The sequence below is a fragment of the Streptomyces sp. NPDC051677 genome, assembly GCF_044453465.1.
In the GTDB taxonomy this organism is placed as follows: Bacteria; Actinomycetota; Actinomycetes; order Streptomycetales; family Streptomycetaceae; genus Streptomyces.
This window is the reverse complement of record NZ_JBITCT010000003.1, coordinates 100,464-116,894: the sequence shown is the minus strand read 5'-3', so window position 1 is coordinate 116,894 and position 16,431 is coordinate 100,464. Positions and strand designations below refer to the sequence as shown.

The window sequence follows — 16,431 nt, the reverse complement described above, 5'->3', positions numbered from 1 at the left end:
TCGGCCGCTTTCCAATCATGTTCGGTGGGTATTCCCCTGGCGTGAGGGAGAGCGCAAGGGTGAAGATCGGACACACCCCGACAGTCTTTGTGATCTAGGGGTTTCAATCGACACCCACCCAGGTAGGGTCTGGAAGCGTCCAGCTCCCCTTGGAGGAGGTGAGGACCGTGGCAGCCCACGACGACGACATGAACCGCGGCATCCGCCCGGGACGAGGGTCCGACGACCCGTCCGGGCAGATTGCCTACCTTGAGCAGGAGATCGCCGTCCTGCGACGCAAGCTCGCCGACTCTCCGCGACACACGAGGATTCTCGAAGAGCGGATCGTCGAGCTACAGACCAACCTGGCCGGCGTGTCCGCCCAGAACGAGCGACTCGCGAGCACACTCCGTGAGGCCCGCGACCAGATCGTGGCCCTCAAAGAGGAAGTCGACCGGCTCGCCCAGCCGCCGGCCGGCTTCGGCGTCTTCCTCACAGCGAACGAGGACGGCACGGCCGACATCTTCACCGGAGGCCGCAAACTCCGCGTGAACGTCAGCCCCAGCGTCGAGCTCGACGAGCTCCGACGCGGCCAGGAAGTCATGCTCAACGAAGCGCTCAACGTGGTCGAAGCCATGGAGTACGAGCGCGTCGGGGACATCGTCACCCTCAAGGAGATCCTCGAGGACGGCGAGCGAGCCCTGGTGCTCGGGCACACCGACGAGGAACGGGTGGTCAGGCTCGCCGAGCCGCTGCTGGACGTCACCATCCGCCCCGGCGACGCCCTCCTGCTCGAACCCCGCTCCGGCTACGTCTACGAGATCGTCCCCAAGAGCGAGGTCGAAGAACTCGTCCTCGAAGAGGTCCCCGACATCGGCTACGAGCAGATCGGCGGCCTCGGCGGACAGATCGAGATGATCAGGGACGCCGTCGAGCTCCCCTACCTCTATCCCGACCTCTTCAAAGAGCACGAGCTGCGCCCGCCCAAGGGCGTCCTGCTCTACGGACCCCCCGGATGCGGCAAGACGCTCATCGCCAAGGCCGTCGCGAACTCGCTGGCCAAAAAGGTCGCCGAGGTCACCGGCCAGGCCACCGGCAAGAGCTTCTTCCTCAACATCAAGGGCCCCGAGCTCCTCAACAAGTACGTCGGCGAGACCGAACGCCAGATCCGCCTCGTCTTCCAGCGCGCCAGGGAAAAGGCCTCCGAGGGCACCCCCGTCATCGTCTTCTTCGACGAGATGGAATCCCTCTTCCGCACCCGCGGCTCCGGCGTCAGCTCGGACGTGGAGAACACCATCGTCCCGCAGCTCCTCGCCGAGATCGACGGCGTCGAAGGCCTGCAGAACGTGGTCGTCATCGGCGCCTCCAACCGCGAGGACATGATCGACCCCGCCATCCTGCGCCCCGGCCGCCTCGACGTGAAGATCAAGATCGAGCGCCCGGACGCCGAAGCCGCCAAGGACATCTTCCAGAAGTACCTCACCGAACGCCTCCCCCTGCACTCCGAGGACGTCGGCGAACACGGCGGCGACAAGACCACCACCGTCCAGAGCATGATCCAGACGGCAGTGGAACACATGTACGCCGAATCCGAGGAAAACCGCTTCCTGGAAGTCACCTACGCCAACGGAGACAAGGAAGTCCTCTACTTCAAGGACTTCAACTCCGGCGCAATGATCGAAAACATCGTCGGCCGCGCCAAGAAAATGGCCATCAAGGACTTCCTCGACCACAACCAGAAGGGCCTGCGCGTCTCCCACCTCCTCCAGGCATGCGTGGACGAGTTCAAGGAGAACGAGGACCTCCCCAACACCACCAACCCCGACGACTGGGCCCGCATCTCCGGAAAGAAGGGCGAACGGATCGTCTACATCCGCACCCTCATCACCGGAAAGCAAGGCGCAGACACCGGACGCTCCATCGACACAGTGGCGAACACCGGACAGTACCTGTAAAAACAGGGCGGCTGCGGGTGCCCACCACGGGTACCCGCAGCCGACTGTTTTTCAGGCCACGGCCGGAGCAAGGCAATGACGCAAATGATCTCCCCACCAGCGCAGAGGCGTTCTAGGCTCTTCCCTACCGACGAGTCGCGCAGTGCGGGGACGGGCACCGCACACGCACCGGAGCACCACCGGTATCTGAGCGGCGCCCACGACCGAGGGTGCCGCCGGGCAAGGAGGGCCGCATGACCGTACGGCGAGTAATGGGCATCGAGACGGAGTACGGCATCTCCGTCCCCGGCCACCCCAACGCCAATGCCATGCTCACCTCATCCCAGATCGTCAACGCCTACGCGGCGGCGATGCACCGGGCCCGCCGGGCCCGCTGGGACTTCGAGGAGGAGAACCCGCTGCGCGACGCGCGAGGCTTCGACCTCGCCCGCGAGGCCGCCGACGCCAGCCAGCTCACCGACGAGGACATCGGCCTCGCCAACGTCATCCTCACCAACGGCGCCCGCCTCTACGTCGACCACGCACACCCCGAATACAGCGCCCCCGAGGTCACCAACCCCCGCGACGCCGTCCTCTGGGACAAGGCCGGCGAACGCATCATGGCCGAAGCCGCCGAACGAGCCGCAGCACTCCCCGGCGCCCAGCCCATCCACCTCTACAAGAACAACACCGACAACAAGGGCGCCTCCTACGGCACGCACGAGAACTACCTGATGAAGCGGGAAACCGCCTTCTCCGACATCGTGCGCCACCTCACGCCCTTCTTCGTCTCCCGCCAGGTGGTCACCGGCGCAGGCCGCGTCGGCATCGGCCAGGACGGCCACGAACACGGCTTCCAGCTCAGCCAGCGCGCCGACTACTTCGAAGTCGAGGTCGGCCTCGAGACCACCCTCAAACGCCCCATCATCAACACCCGCGACGAGCCGCACGCCGACGCCGAGAAATACCGCCGCCTCCACGTGATCATCGGCGACGCGAACCTCTCGGAGATCTCGACGTACCTGAAACTGGGCACGACGGCGCTCGTCCTGTCCATGATCGAAGACGGCTTCATCGCGGTGGACCTGGCGGTCGACCAGCCCGTCCGCACCCTCCACCAGGTCTCCCACGACCCCACCCTCCAGCGCCTCGTCACCCTCCGCAGCGGCCGCACACTCACCGCCGTCCAACTGCAGATGGAGTACTACGAGCTCTCACGCAAATACGTGGAGGAGCGGTACGGCGCGGACGCCGACGACCAGACCAAGGACGTCCTCACTCGCTGGGAGGACACCCTGAACCGCCTGGAGAACAACCCCATGAGCCTCGCCGGCGAACTCGACTGGGTCGCCAAACGGGAACTCATGGAGGGCTACCGCCGCCGAGACGGCCTCGACTGGGACGCGGCCAAGCTGCACCTCCTCGACCTCCAGTACGCCGACGTACGGGCCGAGAAGGGCCTCTACAACCGTCTCGCGGCCCGCGGCCGCATGAAGCGCCTGCTGGACGAGAGCGAGGTCGAGAGGGCCGTCACCAAGCCCCCGGAGGACACCCGCGCGTACTTCCGCGGCCGCTGCCTGGAGCAGTACGCCGACGACGTCGCCGCCGCCTCCTGGGACTCGGTGATCTTCGACCTGCCGGGCAGGGACTCGCTCCAGCGCGTCCCAACCCTCGAACCGCTTCGCGGAACGCGAAATCACGTCAAGGAGCTCCTGGACCGCTGCCGCACGGCAGAAGACCTGGTCAGGGTCCTCTCGGGTGGCTGAACGGTTATCCGGACGGAACCTGCCGGACGGGGTGGAAACCCCCTCGTCCGGGAATCATCGAGGTGGCCCCCGTACGTTGTAGCAACTGCGGGGCCGATGTCGGACCCGGCTTGTAGGGTCTGATCATCACCGATCGGCAGGAATGCCGACCTGTCGACCATGTCGGGCGAAAGAGCGGGGTGAGGGTTATGGCGACCAAGGACACCGGCGGCGGCCAGCAGAAGGCGACACGCTCCACGGAAGAGGTCGAGGAGCAGGCGCCCGAGGCGCAGGCCTCGGAAGACCTCAAGGAGCGCCACGAGAAGCTGAGCGACGACGTGGACTCGGTTCTTGACGAAATTGACGATGTACTCGAGGAGAACGCCGAGGATTTCGTGAGGTCCTTCGTGCAAAAAGGCGGAGAGTGAGGGCCTTCGGGGTCGATTAGCCTTCGAATTGAAGGTGGCGGGGGATGAAGGTGGCTGGCGAGCCGAACGTGAAGCAATGCAGGAAGTGCAAGCGGGATCTGCCGATCGCTGCATTTGCGCGGGACAAGAACCGGCGTGACGGTCTCCAGGTGCATTGTCGGGAGTGCGTGGCGGAGTACAGTGCCGCGCACTACCGGCGGCGCCGGGAGGCTGTGGGCAAGGCGGTCAGGGAGAAGGTGGATGTCCTGGCCGGACACAAGCCCTGCCGAACGTGCGGCGAGGTCAAGCCTCACAGTGAGTGGCATCGCAATGCGACGGCTTCGGACGGTCTGTCGACGCGATGCAAGACCTGCCGGGCCGAGCGTGGGCGTCAGGACCGTCTGAAGCGCCACTACGGCCTCACCGAAGCCGACCGCGACGAGTTGATCGCCTCTCAAGGGGGCGTCTGCTGCATATGTTTGTCCGCCCCGGCCGCACATGTGGATCACTGCCACAAGACGGGTAGGGTCCGAGGCGTACTGTGCTTCAGCTGCAACGCTGCACTGGGGCAGTTCAAGGATCGGCCCGATGCCATAAGGCGGGCTGCTGCTTACGTGGAAGGAAACGCGTGGAAGCCAACACTCGTAGCACCGGGCGTCTACCAGCTGCCTTCCTGACGCCTGGGTCCTCGTCCTTCATGGACTTTCTCTCCGACCACCAGCCGGAGCTGCTGCCCGGCAAGCGGCAGCTGCCCCCGACGCAGGGTGTCATCGAAGCGCCGCACGGGACGACGATCGTGGCCGTCACGTTCCCCGGCGGGGTCGTGCTCGCCGGTGACCGTCGCGCGACCATGGGCAACGTCATCGCGCAGCGGGACATCGAGAAGGTGTTCCCGGCGGACGAGTACTCGGCCGTCGGTATCGCCGGCACCGCTGGTCTGGCCGTGGAGATGGTGAAGCTGTTCCAGTTGGAGCTGGAGCACTTCGAGAAGGTCGAGGGGGCGCAGCTGTCGTTGGAGGGCAAGGCGAACCGGCTGTCGACCATGATCCGGTCCAATCTGGGCATGGCCATGCAGGGTCTGGCGGTCGTGCCGTTGTTCGCGGGGTTCGACGTGGACCGGGACCGGGGCCGGATCTTCTCCTACGACGTCACGGGCGGTCGTTCGGAGGAGCACAACTTCGCCGCGACCGGCTCGGGCTCGATCTTCGCGCGCGGGGCGATGAAGAAGCTCTTCCGCAGTGATCTGACCGAGGAGCAGGCCACGACGCTCGTGGTGCAGGCTCTCTATGACGCGGCCGACGACGACTCGGCGACCGGTGGTCCCGATGTCGCGCGCCGGATCTACCCGATCGTCACCGTGATCACCGAGGACGGTTTCCGTCGGCTGACCGACGAGGAGTCGTCGGGGATCGCCGCCTCGATTCTGGAGCGTCGTCTGGAGCAGCCGGACGGCCCGCGCGCCGCTCTGCTGTAGTCGGCGCATCCGTGCTTGTCCCAGGTGATCCAGTGACTTTGACAGAAAGGGATGGATAACCGGTGTCGACGCCGTTCTATGTCTCACCCCAGCAGGCGATGGCAGACCGCGCGGAGTACGCCCGCAAGGGCATCGCGCGCGGGCGCAGCCTCGTTGTGATCCAGTATGCCGACGGCATCGTGTTCGTCGGTGAGAATCCGTCCCGTGCGCTGCACAAGTTCAGCGAGATCTATGACCGGATCGGTTTCGCGGCCGCCGGTAAGTACAACGAGTACGAGAATCTGCGGATCGGCGGTGTGCGGTATGCCGATCTTCGTGGTTACACCTATGACCGTGATGACGTGACCGCGCGTGGTCTGGCGAATGTGTACGCGCAGACGTTGGGCACGATCTTCTCTTCGGCCGGCGAGAAGCCGTACGAGGTGGAGTTGGTCGTGGCGGAGGTCGGTGAGACGCCGGACGGTGACCAGATCTATCGGTTGCCGCATGACGGGTCGATCGTGGACGAGCACGGTTCGGTGGCGGTCGGCGGTAATGCGGAGCAGATCAGCAGTTATCTGGATCAGCGTCATCAGGACGGGATGAGCCTGGCTGAGGCGTTGAAGTTGGCTGTTCAGGCGCTGTCGCGTGACACCAATGGCACGCAGCGGGAGATTCCGGCGGAGCGGCTGGAGGTGGCGGTGCTGGATCGTACGCGGCCGCAGAAGCGTAAGTTCAAGCGGATCGTCGGTCGGCAGCTGGGTCGGTTGCTGGAGACGGACGGTGCGTCGACGGAGGCGGAGAGCTCCGATGAGGAGGAGAAGTAGGTCGGTCTCGGTGTGAGCCTGCCCCTCGCCCCACCCCTTGTGCGCCCCGGTCGGTTGTCTCGGCCGGGGCGCAGGGCGTTTCAGGAGGCGCTGGGTGGGGCTGTGGAGGCTCGTACGACGAGGTGGACGGGAATGTCTCCGGCGTCGGGTGTGCGGCCGTCCAGGACGGCGAGGAGGGCTTCCATGCCGCGTTCGCCGAAGAGTTCGGCGTCGAGGCGGACGGTGGTCAGTTCGGGGTCGAGGGCGGTGGCGAGGGCGAGGTCGTCGAGGCCGGTGACGGACATGTCGTCGGGTACGCGCAGGCCGAGGCGGCGGAGGGCTTTGTAGACGCCGGCGGCGAGTTTGTCGTCGTCGCAGATGACGGCGGTGGGGCGGGGTCCGGGGGTGCGGAGTGCTGTTTCCGCGGCGGTGCGGGCTGCGTCGATGGTGATGGGGGCGGGTGCGGTGCGCAGTGTCGTTCCGGTGACGGCGCCGATGCGGGCGGTGAGTTCGCGGGCGCGTACGTCGAAGGTCCAGGAGGGTACGTCGGCGGCGAGGTGGAGGAAGTGGCGGTGGCCGAGGGTGAGGAGGTGGTCGGCGACCTGGCGGACGCCGTCGGCGATGTCGAGGTTGACGGTGGCGGCGCCGAGGCTGCCGGTGGGGTCGCTGTCGAGCATGACGAGGGGGAGTTGGTCGCCGCGGATGGCGGTGAGGGCGTCGGCGGCCATGGAGGAGGCGAGGACGCCGTCGAGGGCGGCCTGGGCGGAGGCGAAGGGGTCGCGGGCGGGGCCGACGCCTTCGGGGGAGGGGTAGAGGACGACGCCGAAGCCGTGTTCGGCGGCGACGCGTGCTGCGCCGGTGTAGACGCCTGCGAAGAATTCGGTGGTGAGGGCCGGGACCACGAGGAGGACGGTGCGGGTGTGGCCGAGGCGGAGGTTGCGGGCGGCGAGGTTGGGGCGGTAGCCGAGTTCGCGGGCGGCGTGGCGTACGCGTTCGGCGGTGGTTTCGGAGACGCGGCCGCGCCATTTGTCGCCGAGTACGAGGGAGACGGCGGCTTGGGAGACTCCTGCGGCTTGGGCGACGTCGCGGCTCGTGGGGCGCGTGCTACCTCGTGCCACTGTGGGCCTGCTCCTTCGTCTGGACTGGTGAACAGCGCACATGGTACGTATGACAAGAGGCGTTATACGTAAAACTTCGAGGTGGCTCACCGCCTCGGGCGAGCCGACGGAGGCGGGACATTGGCCGCGGGATACCTGGAGATCCTCAGGGCGAAGCACGCCGCCCAGCTGCTGGCGGGCACGCTCGTCGGCCGGTTGCCCAACGCCACTGCCGCGATCGCGATCGTGCTGTTCGTGCGCGCGCACGGCGGTACGTACAGCCTGGCGGGGGCGCTGGCGGCGGTGTACGGCGTCGCGAACGCCGTGGGGCAGCCGTTGCTGGGGCGGCTGGTGGATCTGCACGGTCAGCCGCGGGTGCAGTTGCCGGCGGCGCTGGCCTCGGCGATGGCCATGACGGTCTTCGCGTTCGCCGGTACGGACCCGTTGCCGCTCGCGTACGGGGCGGTGGCGGCCGCCGGGCTGTTCACGCCGCCTCTGGAGGGCGGTCTGCGGGCGCTGTGGCCGGCGGTGCTGCGGCGCGAGGACCAGGTGCACACGGCGTATGCGATGGACGCGGTGGCACAGGAGGTGATGTTCACGGTCGGGCCGCTGCTGGTGACGCTCTGCGTGTCGCTGTGGTCGGAGCAGGCGGCGCTGCTGGCGCTGAACGCGGTGGGGGTGCTGGGGGCGCTGTGGGTGGTGGTGTCGCCGCCCTCGCGCGCGTGGCGGTCGGCGCCGCGTGAGGCGCACTGGCTGGGTGCGCTGCGCTCGCCCGGTCTGCTGGCGCTGCTGGGGGCGTTTCTGTTCGTCGGTATGGCGCTCGGCTCCATCACGGTGGCGTCGGTGCCGTATGCGGACGATCACGGTGGTGACGCGGTGTACGGCTGGCTGATGGCGGCGCTGGGGCTGGGTGCGCTGGTGGGCGGTGTGGTGTACGGGGCGCGGCAGTGGGCGGGTGCGCCGGAGCGGCGACTGCGCTGGCTGGTGGCCTTTCTGGCGGTGTGTTATCTGCCGTTGACGCTGCTGCCGGGTGCGGTGGCCATGGTGGCGTTGACGGCGTTGGCGGGGGTGTTCCTGGCGCCCGCGATCGCGTGTGCGTTCGTGATCGTGGACCGGCATGCGCCGCGGGGGACGGTGACGGAGGCGTTCTCGTGGCTGGTGACGACGTTCACGGTGGGGGCGTCGGTGGGTACGGGTGTGGCGGGTCCGGTGGTGGAGGCGGGCGGCACGCTGTGGGGGTTCGCGGTGCCGGGTGTCGCGGGCGGCGTGTCGTTGTCGGTTTTGCTGGCGACGGGGCGGGTACTCGCAGCTCCCGCCGGAAGTGGGGTTGTTGCGGCTTCGTCGGAAAATGATCCAAACCGTGCTGCCGAACCCCGTTTCAGTTCAGGGGATCGGGCGTAATGTTCAGTCATGGACCGCCGCATTTTCGGGCTGGAGAACGAGTACGGCGTCACATGTACGTTCAGGGGACAGCGTCGGCTGTCTCCCGACGAGGTGGCGCGGTACCTCTTCCGCCGTGTCGTGTCATGGGGCCGAAGCAGCAATGTCTTTCTGCGGAACGGCGCCCGCCTCTATCTCGACGTGGGTTCGCATCCGGAATACGCGACACCGGAATGTGACAACGTGACCGAGTTGGTCACCCACGACAAAGCGGGCGAGCGCATTCTCGAAGGACTCCTGGTGGACGCGGAGCGACGCCTGCACGAGGAAGGAATCGCGGGCGACGTCTACCTCTTCAAGAACAACACGGACTCGGCGGGCAACTCTTATGGTTGCCACGAGAACTACCTGGTGGCCCGGCACGGGGAGTTCTCCCGGCTCGCGGACATCCTGATCCCGTTCCTGGTGACCCGGCAGCTGCTGTGCGGCGCGGGCAAGGTGCTGCAGACGCCCCGTGGGGCGGTCTACTGCGTCAGCCAGCGGGCCGAGCACATCTGGGAGGGTGTCTCGTCGGCGACGACGCGCTCGCGGCCCATCATCAACACGCGTGACGAGCCGCACGCGGACGCCGAGCGGTATCGCCGGCTGCATGTGATCGTGGGCGACTCGAACATGTCCGAGACGACCATGCTGCTGAAGGTCGGGGCGACCGATCTGGTGCTGCGCATGATCGAGGCGGGCACGGTGATGCGGGATCTGACGCTGGAGAACCCGATCCGGGCGATCCGTGAGGTCAGTCATGACATCACGGGCCGGCGCAAGGTGCGTCTGGCCAGTGGTCGTGAGGCCTCCGCGCTGGAGGTGCAGCGGGAGTACTACGAGAAGGCCGTGGACTTCGTCGAGCGTCGCGGCATCCGTACCGGCACCGTCGACCAGGTCCTGGAGCTGTGGGGCCGCACGCTGGACTCGATCGAGGCGGAGGACCTCGACCGGATCGGCACCGAGATCGACTGGGTGATGAAGTACAAGCTCATCGAGCGGTACCGGGCCAAGCACAACATGACGATGTCGCATCCGCGAGTGGCGCAGATAGACCTCGCCTACCACGACATCCACCGTCGTCGTGGTCTGTACTACCTGCTGGAGCGCAAGGGGCAAGCGGCTCGGATCTGCAACGACTTGAAGATCTTCGAGGGCAAGTCGGTGCCGCCGCAGACCACTCGGGCGCGGTTGCGCGGCGATTTCATCCGTCGTGCGCAGGAACAGCGCCGGGACTTCACGGTGGACTGGGTGCACCTGAAGCTCAACGACCAGGCACAGCGCACCGTGTTGTGCAAGGACCCGTTCCGTTCGGTGGACGACCGGGTGGAGAAGCTGATCGCCGGCATGTGAGCGATGTGTTCCGCATGCGGTGCGGAACGCAACACGGGCGCCGTACGTTTCCCGTACGGCGCCCTTCGCACGCCGTAGAGTTGCGCGCACGCCATCAGAAGATCGACCGATTACGAGGCTTCATCGTGCGCCGACGCTCACTCATCCTTGCCGCCGTACCCGCGGGACTGGTCACCCTCTCCGCGTGCGGGGACGACAAGTCCGACTCGAGCAAGGCGAGCGACGGCAAGTCGCCCTCGGCCTCGGGCACGTCGGCCGCGCCGCCGCCGAAGATCGTCGACGGTCCGTTGCCGGCCATCACGGCGGGGGTGAAGTTCGGTGAGAAGCCGACGATCGCCAAGGGCAGCGGTGAGCCATCGGACCAGCTGGCGGTGAAGACGGTCATCGCGGGCAGCGGGAAGACGGTCGCGGAGGGCGACTACATCCAGGCCAACTGCGTCGGCCAGATCTGGGACACGGCGAAGGTTCTCGTCGACACCTACCAGACCAAGAAGCCGCTGCTCACGCAGCTTGCGCCGGGTGCCACCATCGACGGCTGGCGCTATGCCCTGACGGGTAAGAAGACGGGCAGCCGGGTGCAGTTCTCCGTGCCGCCGACCTGGGGTTTCGGTAAGGACGGCGATGCGCAGGCGGGCATCAAGGGCACCGACACGCTGGTGTTCGTGTTCGACATCCAGGACGCGTTCGGCCCGAAGAGCTCGGCCAAGGGCAAGGTGGTGGCGCAGGACGACGCCGGTGTGCCGAAGGTCGGCACGAACACCGACGGCAAGTCGCCTTCGGTGGAGGTCCCCAAGTCGAAGGCGCCGACCAAGCTGGTGGCGGAGTACGTGATCGAGGGCGACGGCGCCGTGCTCGCGGCGGACGACACCGTGTTGGTGCAGTACAAGGGCGTCATCTGGAACACGGGCAAGGAGTTCGACTCGACGTACGGCCGCAAGGCGCTGACGTCGTTCTCGTTGCAGCAGGTGGTCAAGGGCTGGGCGCAGGGACTGATCGGGCGGAAGGTGGGCAGCCGGGTCGTCATCGTGGTCCCGCCGGCGCTGGGTTACGGCGACAACCCGCCGAGCGGCAGCGGCATCGGGAAGGACGACACGATGGTGTTCGCGGTGGACGTCCTCGCCAAGGTGTGAGGCCGGCGAAGGTGTAAGACTGTGCGTGTTGCCTTTCCGTGAGACATGCAGGAGCAGTGACGTGAGCATTGACAAGCCCGAGATCGACTTCCCCGAAGGCGCGCCCCCGGCGGACCTCGAGATCAAGGACATCTGGGAGGGCGACGGCGAGGTCGCGCAGGCCGGTCAGACCGTCACCGTCCACTATGTGGGTGTCTCCTTCAGCACCGGTGAGGAGTTCGACGCCAGCTGGAACCGCGGGGCGCCGTTCCGCTTCCCGCTCGGTGGCGGCCGGGTCATCAAGGGCTGGGACCAGGGCGTGCAGGGCATGAAGGTCGGCGGCCGTCGCCAGCTGACCATCCCCGCGCACCTCGCCTACGGCGACCAGAGCCCGACGCCGGCGATCAAGCCCGGTGAGACGCTGATCTTCGTGGTGGACCTGCTCGGGGTCTGATCGTCGTAGGACCGGTGTTGATCGGCTGGGGCCCATGCCTGCCCGGGTGTGGGCCCTCGGCTTTTGTCCCGACGCCGCTGAGCGGTACGGTCGTCGATCGTAAGCACCATAGGGGAGGCGAAGGGCGTCGATGGCCATTGCCAAGGCCGAGCGGCTGATGAACCTGGCGCTGTGTCTGCTCGGGACGCGGCGACCGCTCAGCAAGCGCGAGCTGCGCGACTCCATCGAGGCTTACGTCGAGGCGTTCGGGCCGGGCCGGGGTGCGGCGGGGTCGGACGACTCCTTCAACCGGATGTTCGAGCGGGACAAGGACGATCTGCGCGAGCTCGGCCTGGTCATCGAGACCGTGGAGAGCCTGGACGGCGAGATCGGCTACCTCGCGCGCCGTGACAGCAACCGGCTGCCGCCCATCACGCTCGACGCCGAGGAGGCCGCGGCGCTGGGCCTGGCGGCCAAGGTGTGGCAGCAGGCCCGACTGGCGGGCGCCGCGAGCGGCGCCCTGCAGAAGCTGCGCGCGGCGGGGCTGCCCGAGGACGTCGACCCGTACGAGGCGCATGGTGCGCTGGAGCCCCGGATTCCTGTGCACGAGGCCGCGTTCGAGCCGTTGATGCTGGCCTGCCGGGACCGTCGGCCGGTCGTGTTCGACTACCGCAAGGCCACTGCCGCGCATCCCGAGCCGCGGCATGTCGAGCCGTGGGCGCTGGAGTGCTGGCGCGGTCACTGGTATCTGGCGGGCTTCGACCGTGACCGGGGTGCGGAGCGGGTGTTCCGGCTGTCGCGGATCACTGGTCGTGTGCGTTCGCGCGGGGCGAGTTTCACCGCGCCGGTCCCGGATGTGGTCACCGTGCGGGAGACGGTCGCGAGCTGGGCGGGGGAGACCGCCGACCGCAGCGCGCTGATCCGGCTGCGCACGGGCGCCGGGTACCCCTTGCGGGCGAAGGCCAGTGCGGTGCGGGAACTCGGCGACGGCTGGGACGAGTTGGAGATTCCGTACGGGCACGGTCTGGACGCCTGGCTGGTGGAGTTCGGGCCGGACGTGGTGGTCGTGGACCCGGCCGAGCTGCGGGCGGACGTCGTGGACCGGCTGCGGGCCGTGGCCAAGGGCTGAGGGGGAGCGAGCAACACAGTGGCAGGCAAACCGGTCAGGCCGGCGAACGCGATCGACCAGACCCGGCGGATGCTCTCCCTGGTGACGTATCTCAGGGAGCGCCCCGGCGCGCGGATCGAGGACGTGGCGCGCGCCTTCGGGATCACGGAGGACGAGCTGGTCTCGGACCTCGATGTGCTGCCCATGTGCGGCACCAGTTTCCGGGGCGGCGATCTCCTGGACATCGACACCGACGGCGAGCGCATCTGGTGGCACAATCCGGCCGCGCTCGGCGCGGAGGCCGCGGAGCCGCTGCGGCTGGCCGCGGACGAGGCGACGGCGCTGCTGGTGGCGGCCCGGGCGGTGTCCACGCTGCCGGGTCTGCGGGAGGGCGACCGGCAGGCGCTGCTGCGGGCGACGGCGAAGGTGGAGGCCGCGGCCGGTGAGGCGGCGGGCGCGAGCGCGCGCCTGTCGGTGACGTTCGAGTCGGAGGGCGGGGTCTTCGCGGACGTCGACCGGGCGATCTCGGAGCGGCGCCGGCTGTGGATCCGCTACTACTCGCCCGCGCGCGACGAGGTCACCGAGCGCGAGATCGACCCGATCCGGCTGGTCAGCGTCGGGCACACGTACGTGGAGGCCTGGTGCCGCCGCTCGGAGGCCCGGCGCACCTTCCGGCTGGACCGGGTCGCGGAGATCAGGATCCTCGACGAGCCGTCGGCGCCGCCCGAGATCGAGCTGCGGGACCTGTCGGAGGGGCTGGTGCAGCCGGCCGCGGAGGATCCGGAGGTCGTCGTCGAGGTCGGGCCGGGCGGCCGCTGGGTCGCCGAGTACTACCCGCACGACAGCGCCGATGAGCTTCCGGACGGCGGACTGCGTATTACTCTGCGCACGCCCGAACCGGCCTCACTCAGGAGGCTGGCCCTGCGGCTGGGCCGGGACGGCCGGATCGTCTCGCCGCCGGACCTCGCCGACAGCGCCCGCCGGGCCGCCCGCGAGGCACTGGAGGCCTACGACGGGATCGAGGCACAGGGTGCGGCGGGCGGGCCGCGCGCGGTGCACGGCGAGCGGCAGCGGGGCGACAGTCAGTTCGACGGGCGGGAGCAGGGGCTGTGAGCGAGTCGGTGGCGTCTGGTGTGCGGGGCATCTCGGTGGCTTCCGCGTTCGCGGGGATGCGCAGTGTGACCCCGGTGCGGTTCAGGGCGGGCTGTCCCGACTGCCGAAGCCATTTCGAGCTCGCCGCGAGCGCCCTGCTGTTGGCGATCGGCGGCTCCAGTCGCACCACCTTCTACTCCTTCACCTGCCCGGACTGCGGGGCGGCCGTGCGCAAGCCGGCCGGGGAGCGGATCGTCGAACTGCTCACGGGCGGCGGCGTGCGGACCCTGCGGCTGCACACTCCGTAGCGGGGTCTAGGCTCGGCCCCATGTTCTGGCCGATGTTCGCGGTTGCCGTGGGTTTTGTGGGTCTCGCCGTCCTCGCGGTGTTCGCCGTGCGGGTCTTCCTGGAGGCGCAGCGGCTGGGCCGGCAGGTCGCGGAGTCCGCGCGGCGTATCGACCGGGCGGCGCAGGACCTGGAACGGGCGGCTGTGAGCGCGGCTCGCGCTGTGGACACCCTGTGACGGCCGCTGTGGTGCGTCCCGCGGAGCGCTGTCGTCGTCCTGTGAGTCCTGCGGCGAATGCGTTTTGGGCCACTTCGCCCTCCCGTCCCGGTGGTGGGGGCAGGTACGCTGCTCGTCGCGGCTCGGAGAACGAGGCCCGGACCGCTGACCGGGAGTACGCACGGGGATTGCCTCACGTTTACCCCTGAGCGTTACGATCGCTTTCAACACGATCGTTCGGACATGCGTCCGACCGGTCGGACGGCATCCCGCCCCCGCAGCCTCGGTGAGAAGGTAAAGACTTATGTTCGGAAGGCTCGGCGCCCCCGAGATCATTCTCATCCTCATCGTCGTCATCCTGCTGTTCGGCGCCAAGAAGCTTCCCGACATGGCGCGTTCGCTCGGCAAGTCCGCTCGCATCCTCAAGAGCGAGGCCAAGGCGATGAAGGAAGACGGCAGCAGCACGGCCACCCCGGCCGGCCCGCCCCACAACGACGAGCAGACCCCCGCGCAGCGCACCATTCAGGCCGCCCCCGGCGACGTGACCAGCTCCCGCCCGGTCACTGAGCCGACGGACACGACCAAGCGCTGACGCAGGGCCGGTGACCTCCGGCCCTGCCGTACGAGATGGGAACGTGGGTTGCTGAAGTCTGCCCGCAAACAGGAGAAGGACCCCGAGGGGCGGATGCCCCTCGCGGATCACCTTCGTGAGCTGCGCAACCGGCTCGCGAAGGGCATGCTGGCGATCACGGTCGTGTCACTCGTGGTCGCGTTCTACAGCCAAGAGCTGATGAACTTCCTGATGGACCCCGTTCCGAAGTGCACCACGGGGCTGGGCGAGTCCACAGGAGGCAAGTGCGCTGTCATCGCCTACACCGACCTCCTGTCGCCCTTCACGACCACGGTGAAGGTCTGCTTCATGGCGGGCGTGATCCTCTCGAGCCCGGTCTGGCTGTACCAGTTGTGGGCGTTCATCGCGCCCGGCTTGCACAAGCACGAGCGGAAGTACACGTACTGGTTCGTGTCGGGAGCCGTGCCGCTCTTCCTGGGTGGTGCCGCGCTCGCCTACACGGTGCTGCCCATCAGCATGCGCGTGCTCCTCGGCATCACGCCCGACGGCTCGGCGAACATCCTGCCGATGGACAAGATCCTGGACTTCATCGTCCGGATGATCCTGGTCTTCGGCGCCGCCTTCGAGCTGCCGCTCCTGCTCGTCATGCTCAACTTCAGCGGCATGGTCACCGGGCGCAGGATGGCCGGCTGGTGGCGCGGTGTCGTCATGGGCGTCTTCATCTTCGGGGCCGTGGCCACTCCCACCACCGACCCCTTCGGCATGATCGCCCTCGCCGGACCCATCGTGGTCCTGTACTTCATCGCGGTCGGCATCTCCCTCCTGAACGACAAGCGTCGCCGCCGCGCCAACCCGGACGCCGACCTCGACGACGACGAGGCTTCGGACCTGGATCTCACCCCCGAGGACATCGGTGAGATCGAGACGGTGTCCGCGAGCAGGTCGCTGCCGGAGCAGTCGACCACAGACCGCGTCAACGGTTATGACGACGTGACCTGAGGCCGTCTGCACTGAGGCGCAGACGGTGGGAACGTCGCAAGGACACGACAAGGGGCCGGACGGTTTTCCGTCCGGCCCCTTGTCTGTGTCAGTGCCTCAGCACTCCTTGATGCCCTGGATCGTGCCCGTGGCCTCGTAGTGCTTGGTCTTCCCCGGCTTGATGGCGAAGCAGTCGCTGTCCGGCCAGAAGCGCTCGGCGACCTTGTAGTGCTTGGTCGTCGAGCACCCGTTGTGGATGTCGACCGCGTTGTCGTTGAGGTAGTAGGTCGCCGTCACGCAGTTGGCGGCCGCGGCGGCGGACGCCGAGGTCGCGACGACGAGCGGGAGCGCCGTCACGCTGATGGCTATGGAACAAGCTGCCGCGACAGAGCGGAATTTCATCAGTGTTCTCCTGGTCAGGGAGGTCCCCGTGGGACTGCGGTCA

General features: G+C 67.9%; 18 protein-coding genes. 16 read left to right on the top strand and 2 right to left on the bottom strand.

What is annotated here, in order from left to right:
- The first annotated feature begins 167 nt into the window (after positions 1-167).
- The 6 genes from arc to prcA all read left to right on the top strand — a co-directional run bounded on the left by arc (position 168) and on the right by prcA (position 6,345).
- Positions 168-1,934 (top strand): proteasome ATPase, encoded by a 1,767-nt coding sequence (gene arc, locus ACIBAF_RS04980; RefSeq protein WP_079663368.1) that lies wholly within the window; start codon positions 168-170, stop codon positions 1,932-1,934.
- Between the two features lie 233 nt (positions 1,935-2,167).
- Positions 2,168-3,679, top strand: coding sequence for a depupylase/deamidase Dop (gene dop / locus ACIBAF_RS04975; protein WP_399461695.1), 1,512 nt, complete (start codon positions 2,168-2,170; stop codon positions 3,677-3,679).
- A 188-nt stretch (positions 3,680-3,867) separates the two neighbouring features.
- Complete coding sequence (locus ACIBAF_RS04970; RefSeq protein ID WP_236239206.1) at positions 3,868-4,086, top strand: ubiquitin-like protein Pup; 219 nt, start codon at positions 3,868-3,870, stop codon at positions 4,084-4,086.
- Positions 4,087-4,130: 44 nt separating this feature from the next.
- Positions 4,131-4,742 carry an endonuclease VII domain-containing protein gene (locus ACIBAF_RS04965; protein WP_399461693.1) on the top strand — a complete coding sequence of 204 codons (612 nt, stop codon included), beginning with the start codon at positions 4,131-4,133 and terminating at the stop codon, positions 4,740-4,742.
- Positions 4,694-5,539 (top strand): proteasome subunit beta, encoded by an 846-nt coding sequence (gene prcB, locus ACIBAF_RS04960; RefSeq protein ID WP_399461692.1) that lies wholly within the window; start codon positions 4,694-4,696, stop codon positions 5,537-5,539. The genes ACIBAF_RS04965 and prcB overlap by 49 nt, the downstream gene beginning before the upstream one ends.
- 62 nt (positions 5,540-5,601) lie before the next feature.
- Positions 5,602-6,345, top strand: a complete 744-nt coding sequence (gene prcA / locus ACIBAF_RS04955) for a proteasome subunit alpha (RefSeq protein ID WP_079663372.1) — start codon at positions 5,602-5,604, stop codon at positions 6,343-6,345.
- 80 nt (positions 6,346-6,425) lie between these two features.
- Here the strand turns inward: prcA and ACIBAF_RS04950 are convergent, their stop codons facing one another.
- Complete coding sequence (locus ACIBAF_RS04950; RefSeq protein WP_399461691.1) at positions 6,426-7,442, bottom strand: LacI family DNA-binding transcriptional regulator; 1,017 nt, start codon at positions 7,440-7,442, stop codon at positions 6,426-6,428.
- A 120-nt stretch (positions 7,443-7,562) separates the two neighbouring features.
- On the opposite strand from ACIBAF_RS04950, the gene ACIBAF_RS04945 reads away from it, so the two are divergent.
- The 10 genes from ACIBAF_RS04945 (at position 7,563) to tatC (ending at position 16,007) form a co-directional block, all read left to right on the top strand.
- Positions 7,563-8,822 (top strand): MFS transporter, encoded by a 1,260-nt coding sequence (locus tag ACIBAF_RS04945; protein ID WP_399461690.1) that lies wholly within the window; start codon positions 7,563-7,565, stop codon positions 8,820-8,822.
- Positions 8,823-8,831: 9 nt separating this feature from the next.
- Positions 8,832-10,193, top strand: a complete 1,362-nt coding sequence (pafA, locus tag ACIBAF_RS04940; RefSeq protein ID WP_319335180.1) for a Pup--protein ligase — start codon at positions 8,832-8,834, stop codon at positions 10,191-10,193.
- Positions 10,194-10,318: 125 nt separating this feature from the next.
- Positions 10,319-11,323: an FKBP-type peptidyl-prolyl cis-trans isomerase gene (locus ACIBAF_RS04935; RefSeq protein ID WP_399461853.1), complete on the top strand. Its 1,005-nt coding sequence runs from the start codon at positions 10,319-10,321 to the stop codon at positions 11,321-11,323.
- A 61-nt stretch (positions 11,324-11,384) separates the two neighbouring features.
- On the top strand, positions 11,385-11,756 hold the full coding sequence (locus ACIBAF_RS04930) for an FKBP-type peptidyl-prolyl cis-trans isomerase (RefSeq protein ID WP_334583356.1): 372 nt from the start codon (positions 11,385-11,387) through the stop codon (positions 11,754-11,756).
- 130 nt (positions 11,757-11,886) lie between these two features.
- Entirely contained in the window at positions 11,887-12,864 is a 978-nt protein-coding gene (locus tag ACIBAF_RS04925; RefSeq protein ID WP_399461689.1) for a helix-turn-helix transcriptional regulator, read from the top strand.
- Between the two features lie 18 nt (positions 12,865-12,882).
- Positions 12,883-13,956, top strand: coding sequence for a helix-turn-helix transcriptional regulator (locus tag ACIBAF_RS04920; RefSeq protein WP_399461688.1), 1,074 nt, complete (start codon positions 12,883-12,885; stop codon positions 13,954-13,956).
- Positions 13,953-14,243: a hypothetical protein gene (locus ACIBAF_RS04915; RefSeq protein WP_334583354.1), complete on the top strand. Its 291-nt coding sequence runs from the start codon at positions 13,953-13,955 to the stop codon at positions 14,241-14,243. The genes ACIBAF_RS04920 and ACIBAF_RS04915 overlap by 4 nt, the downstream gene beginning before the upstream one ends.
- A 20-nt stretch (positions 14,244-14,263) precedes the next feature.
- Positions 14,264-14,458, top strand: coding sequence for a hypothetical protein (locus ACIBAF_RS04910; protein WP_079663381.1), 195 nt, complete (start codon positions 14,264-14,266; stop codon positions 14,456-14,458).
- Between the two features lie 283 nt (positions 14,459-14,741).
- Complete coding sequence (gene tatA / locus ACIBAF_RS04905) at positions 14,742-15,029, top strand: Sec-independent protein translocase subunit TatA (protein ID WP_399461687.1); 288 nt, start codon at positions 14,742-14,744, stop codon at positions 15,027-15,029.
- A 93-nt stretch (positions 15,030-15,122) separates the two neighbouring features.
- Positions 15,123-16,007, top strand: a complete 885-nt coding sequence (gene tatC, locus ACIBAF_RS04900) for a twin-arginine translocase subunit TatC (protein ID WP_399461852.1) — start codon at positions 15,123-15,125, stop codon at positions 16,005-16,007.
- Between the two features lie 96 nt (positions 16,008-16,103).
- Here tatC and ACIBAF_RS04895 read toward each other — a convergent pair whose 3' ends face one another.
- Complete coding sequence (locus ACIBAF_RS04895; RefSeq protein ID WP_399461686.1) at positions 16,104-16,388, bottom strand: hypothetical protein; 285 nt, start codon at positions 16,386-16,388, stop codon at positions 16,104-16,106.
- Between the last annotated feature and the right edge of the window lie 43 nt (positions 16,389-16,431).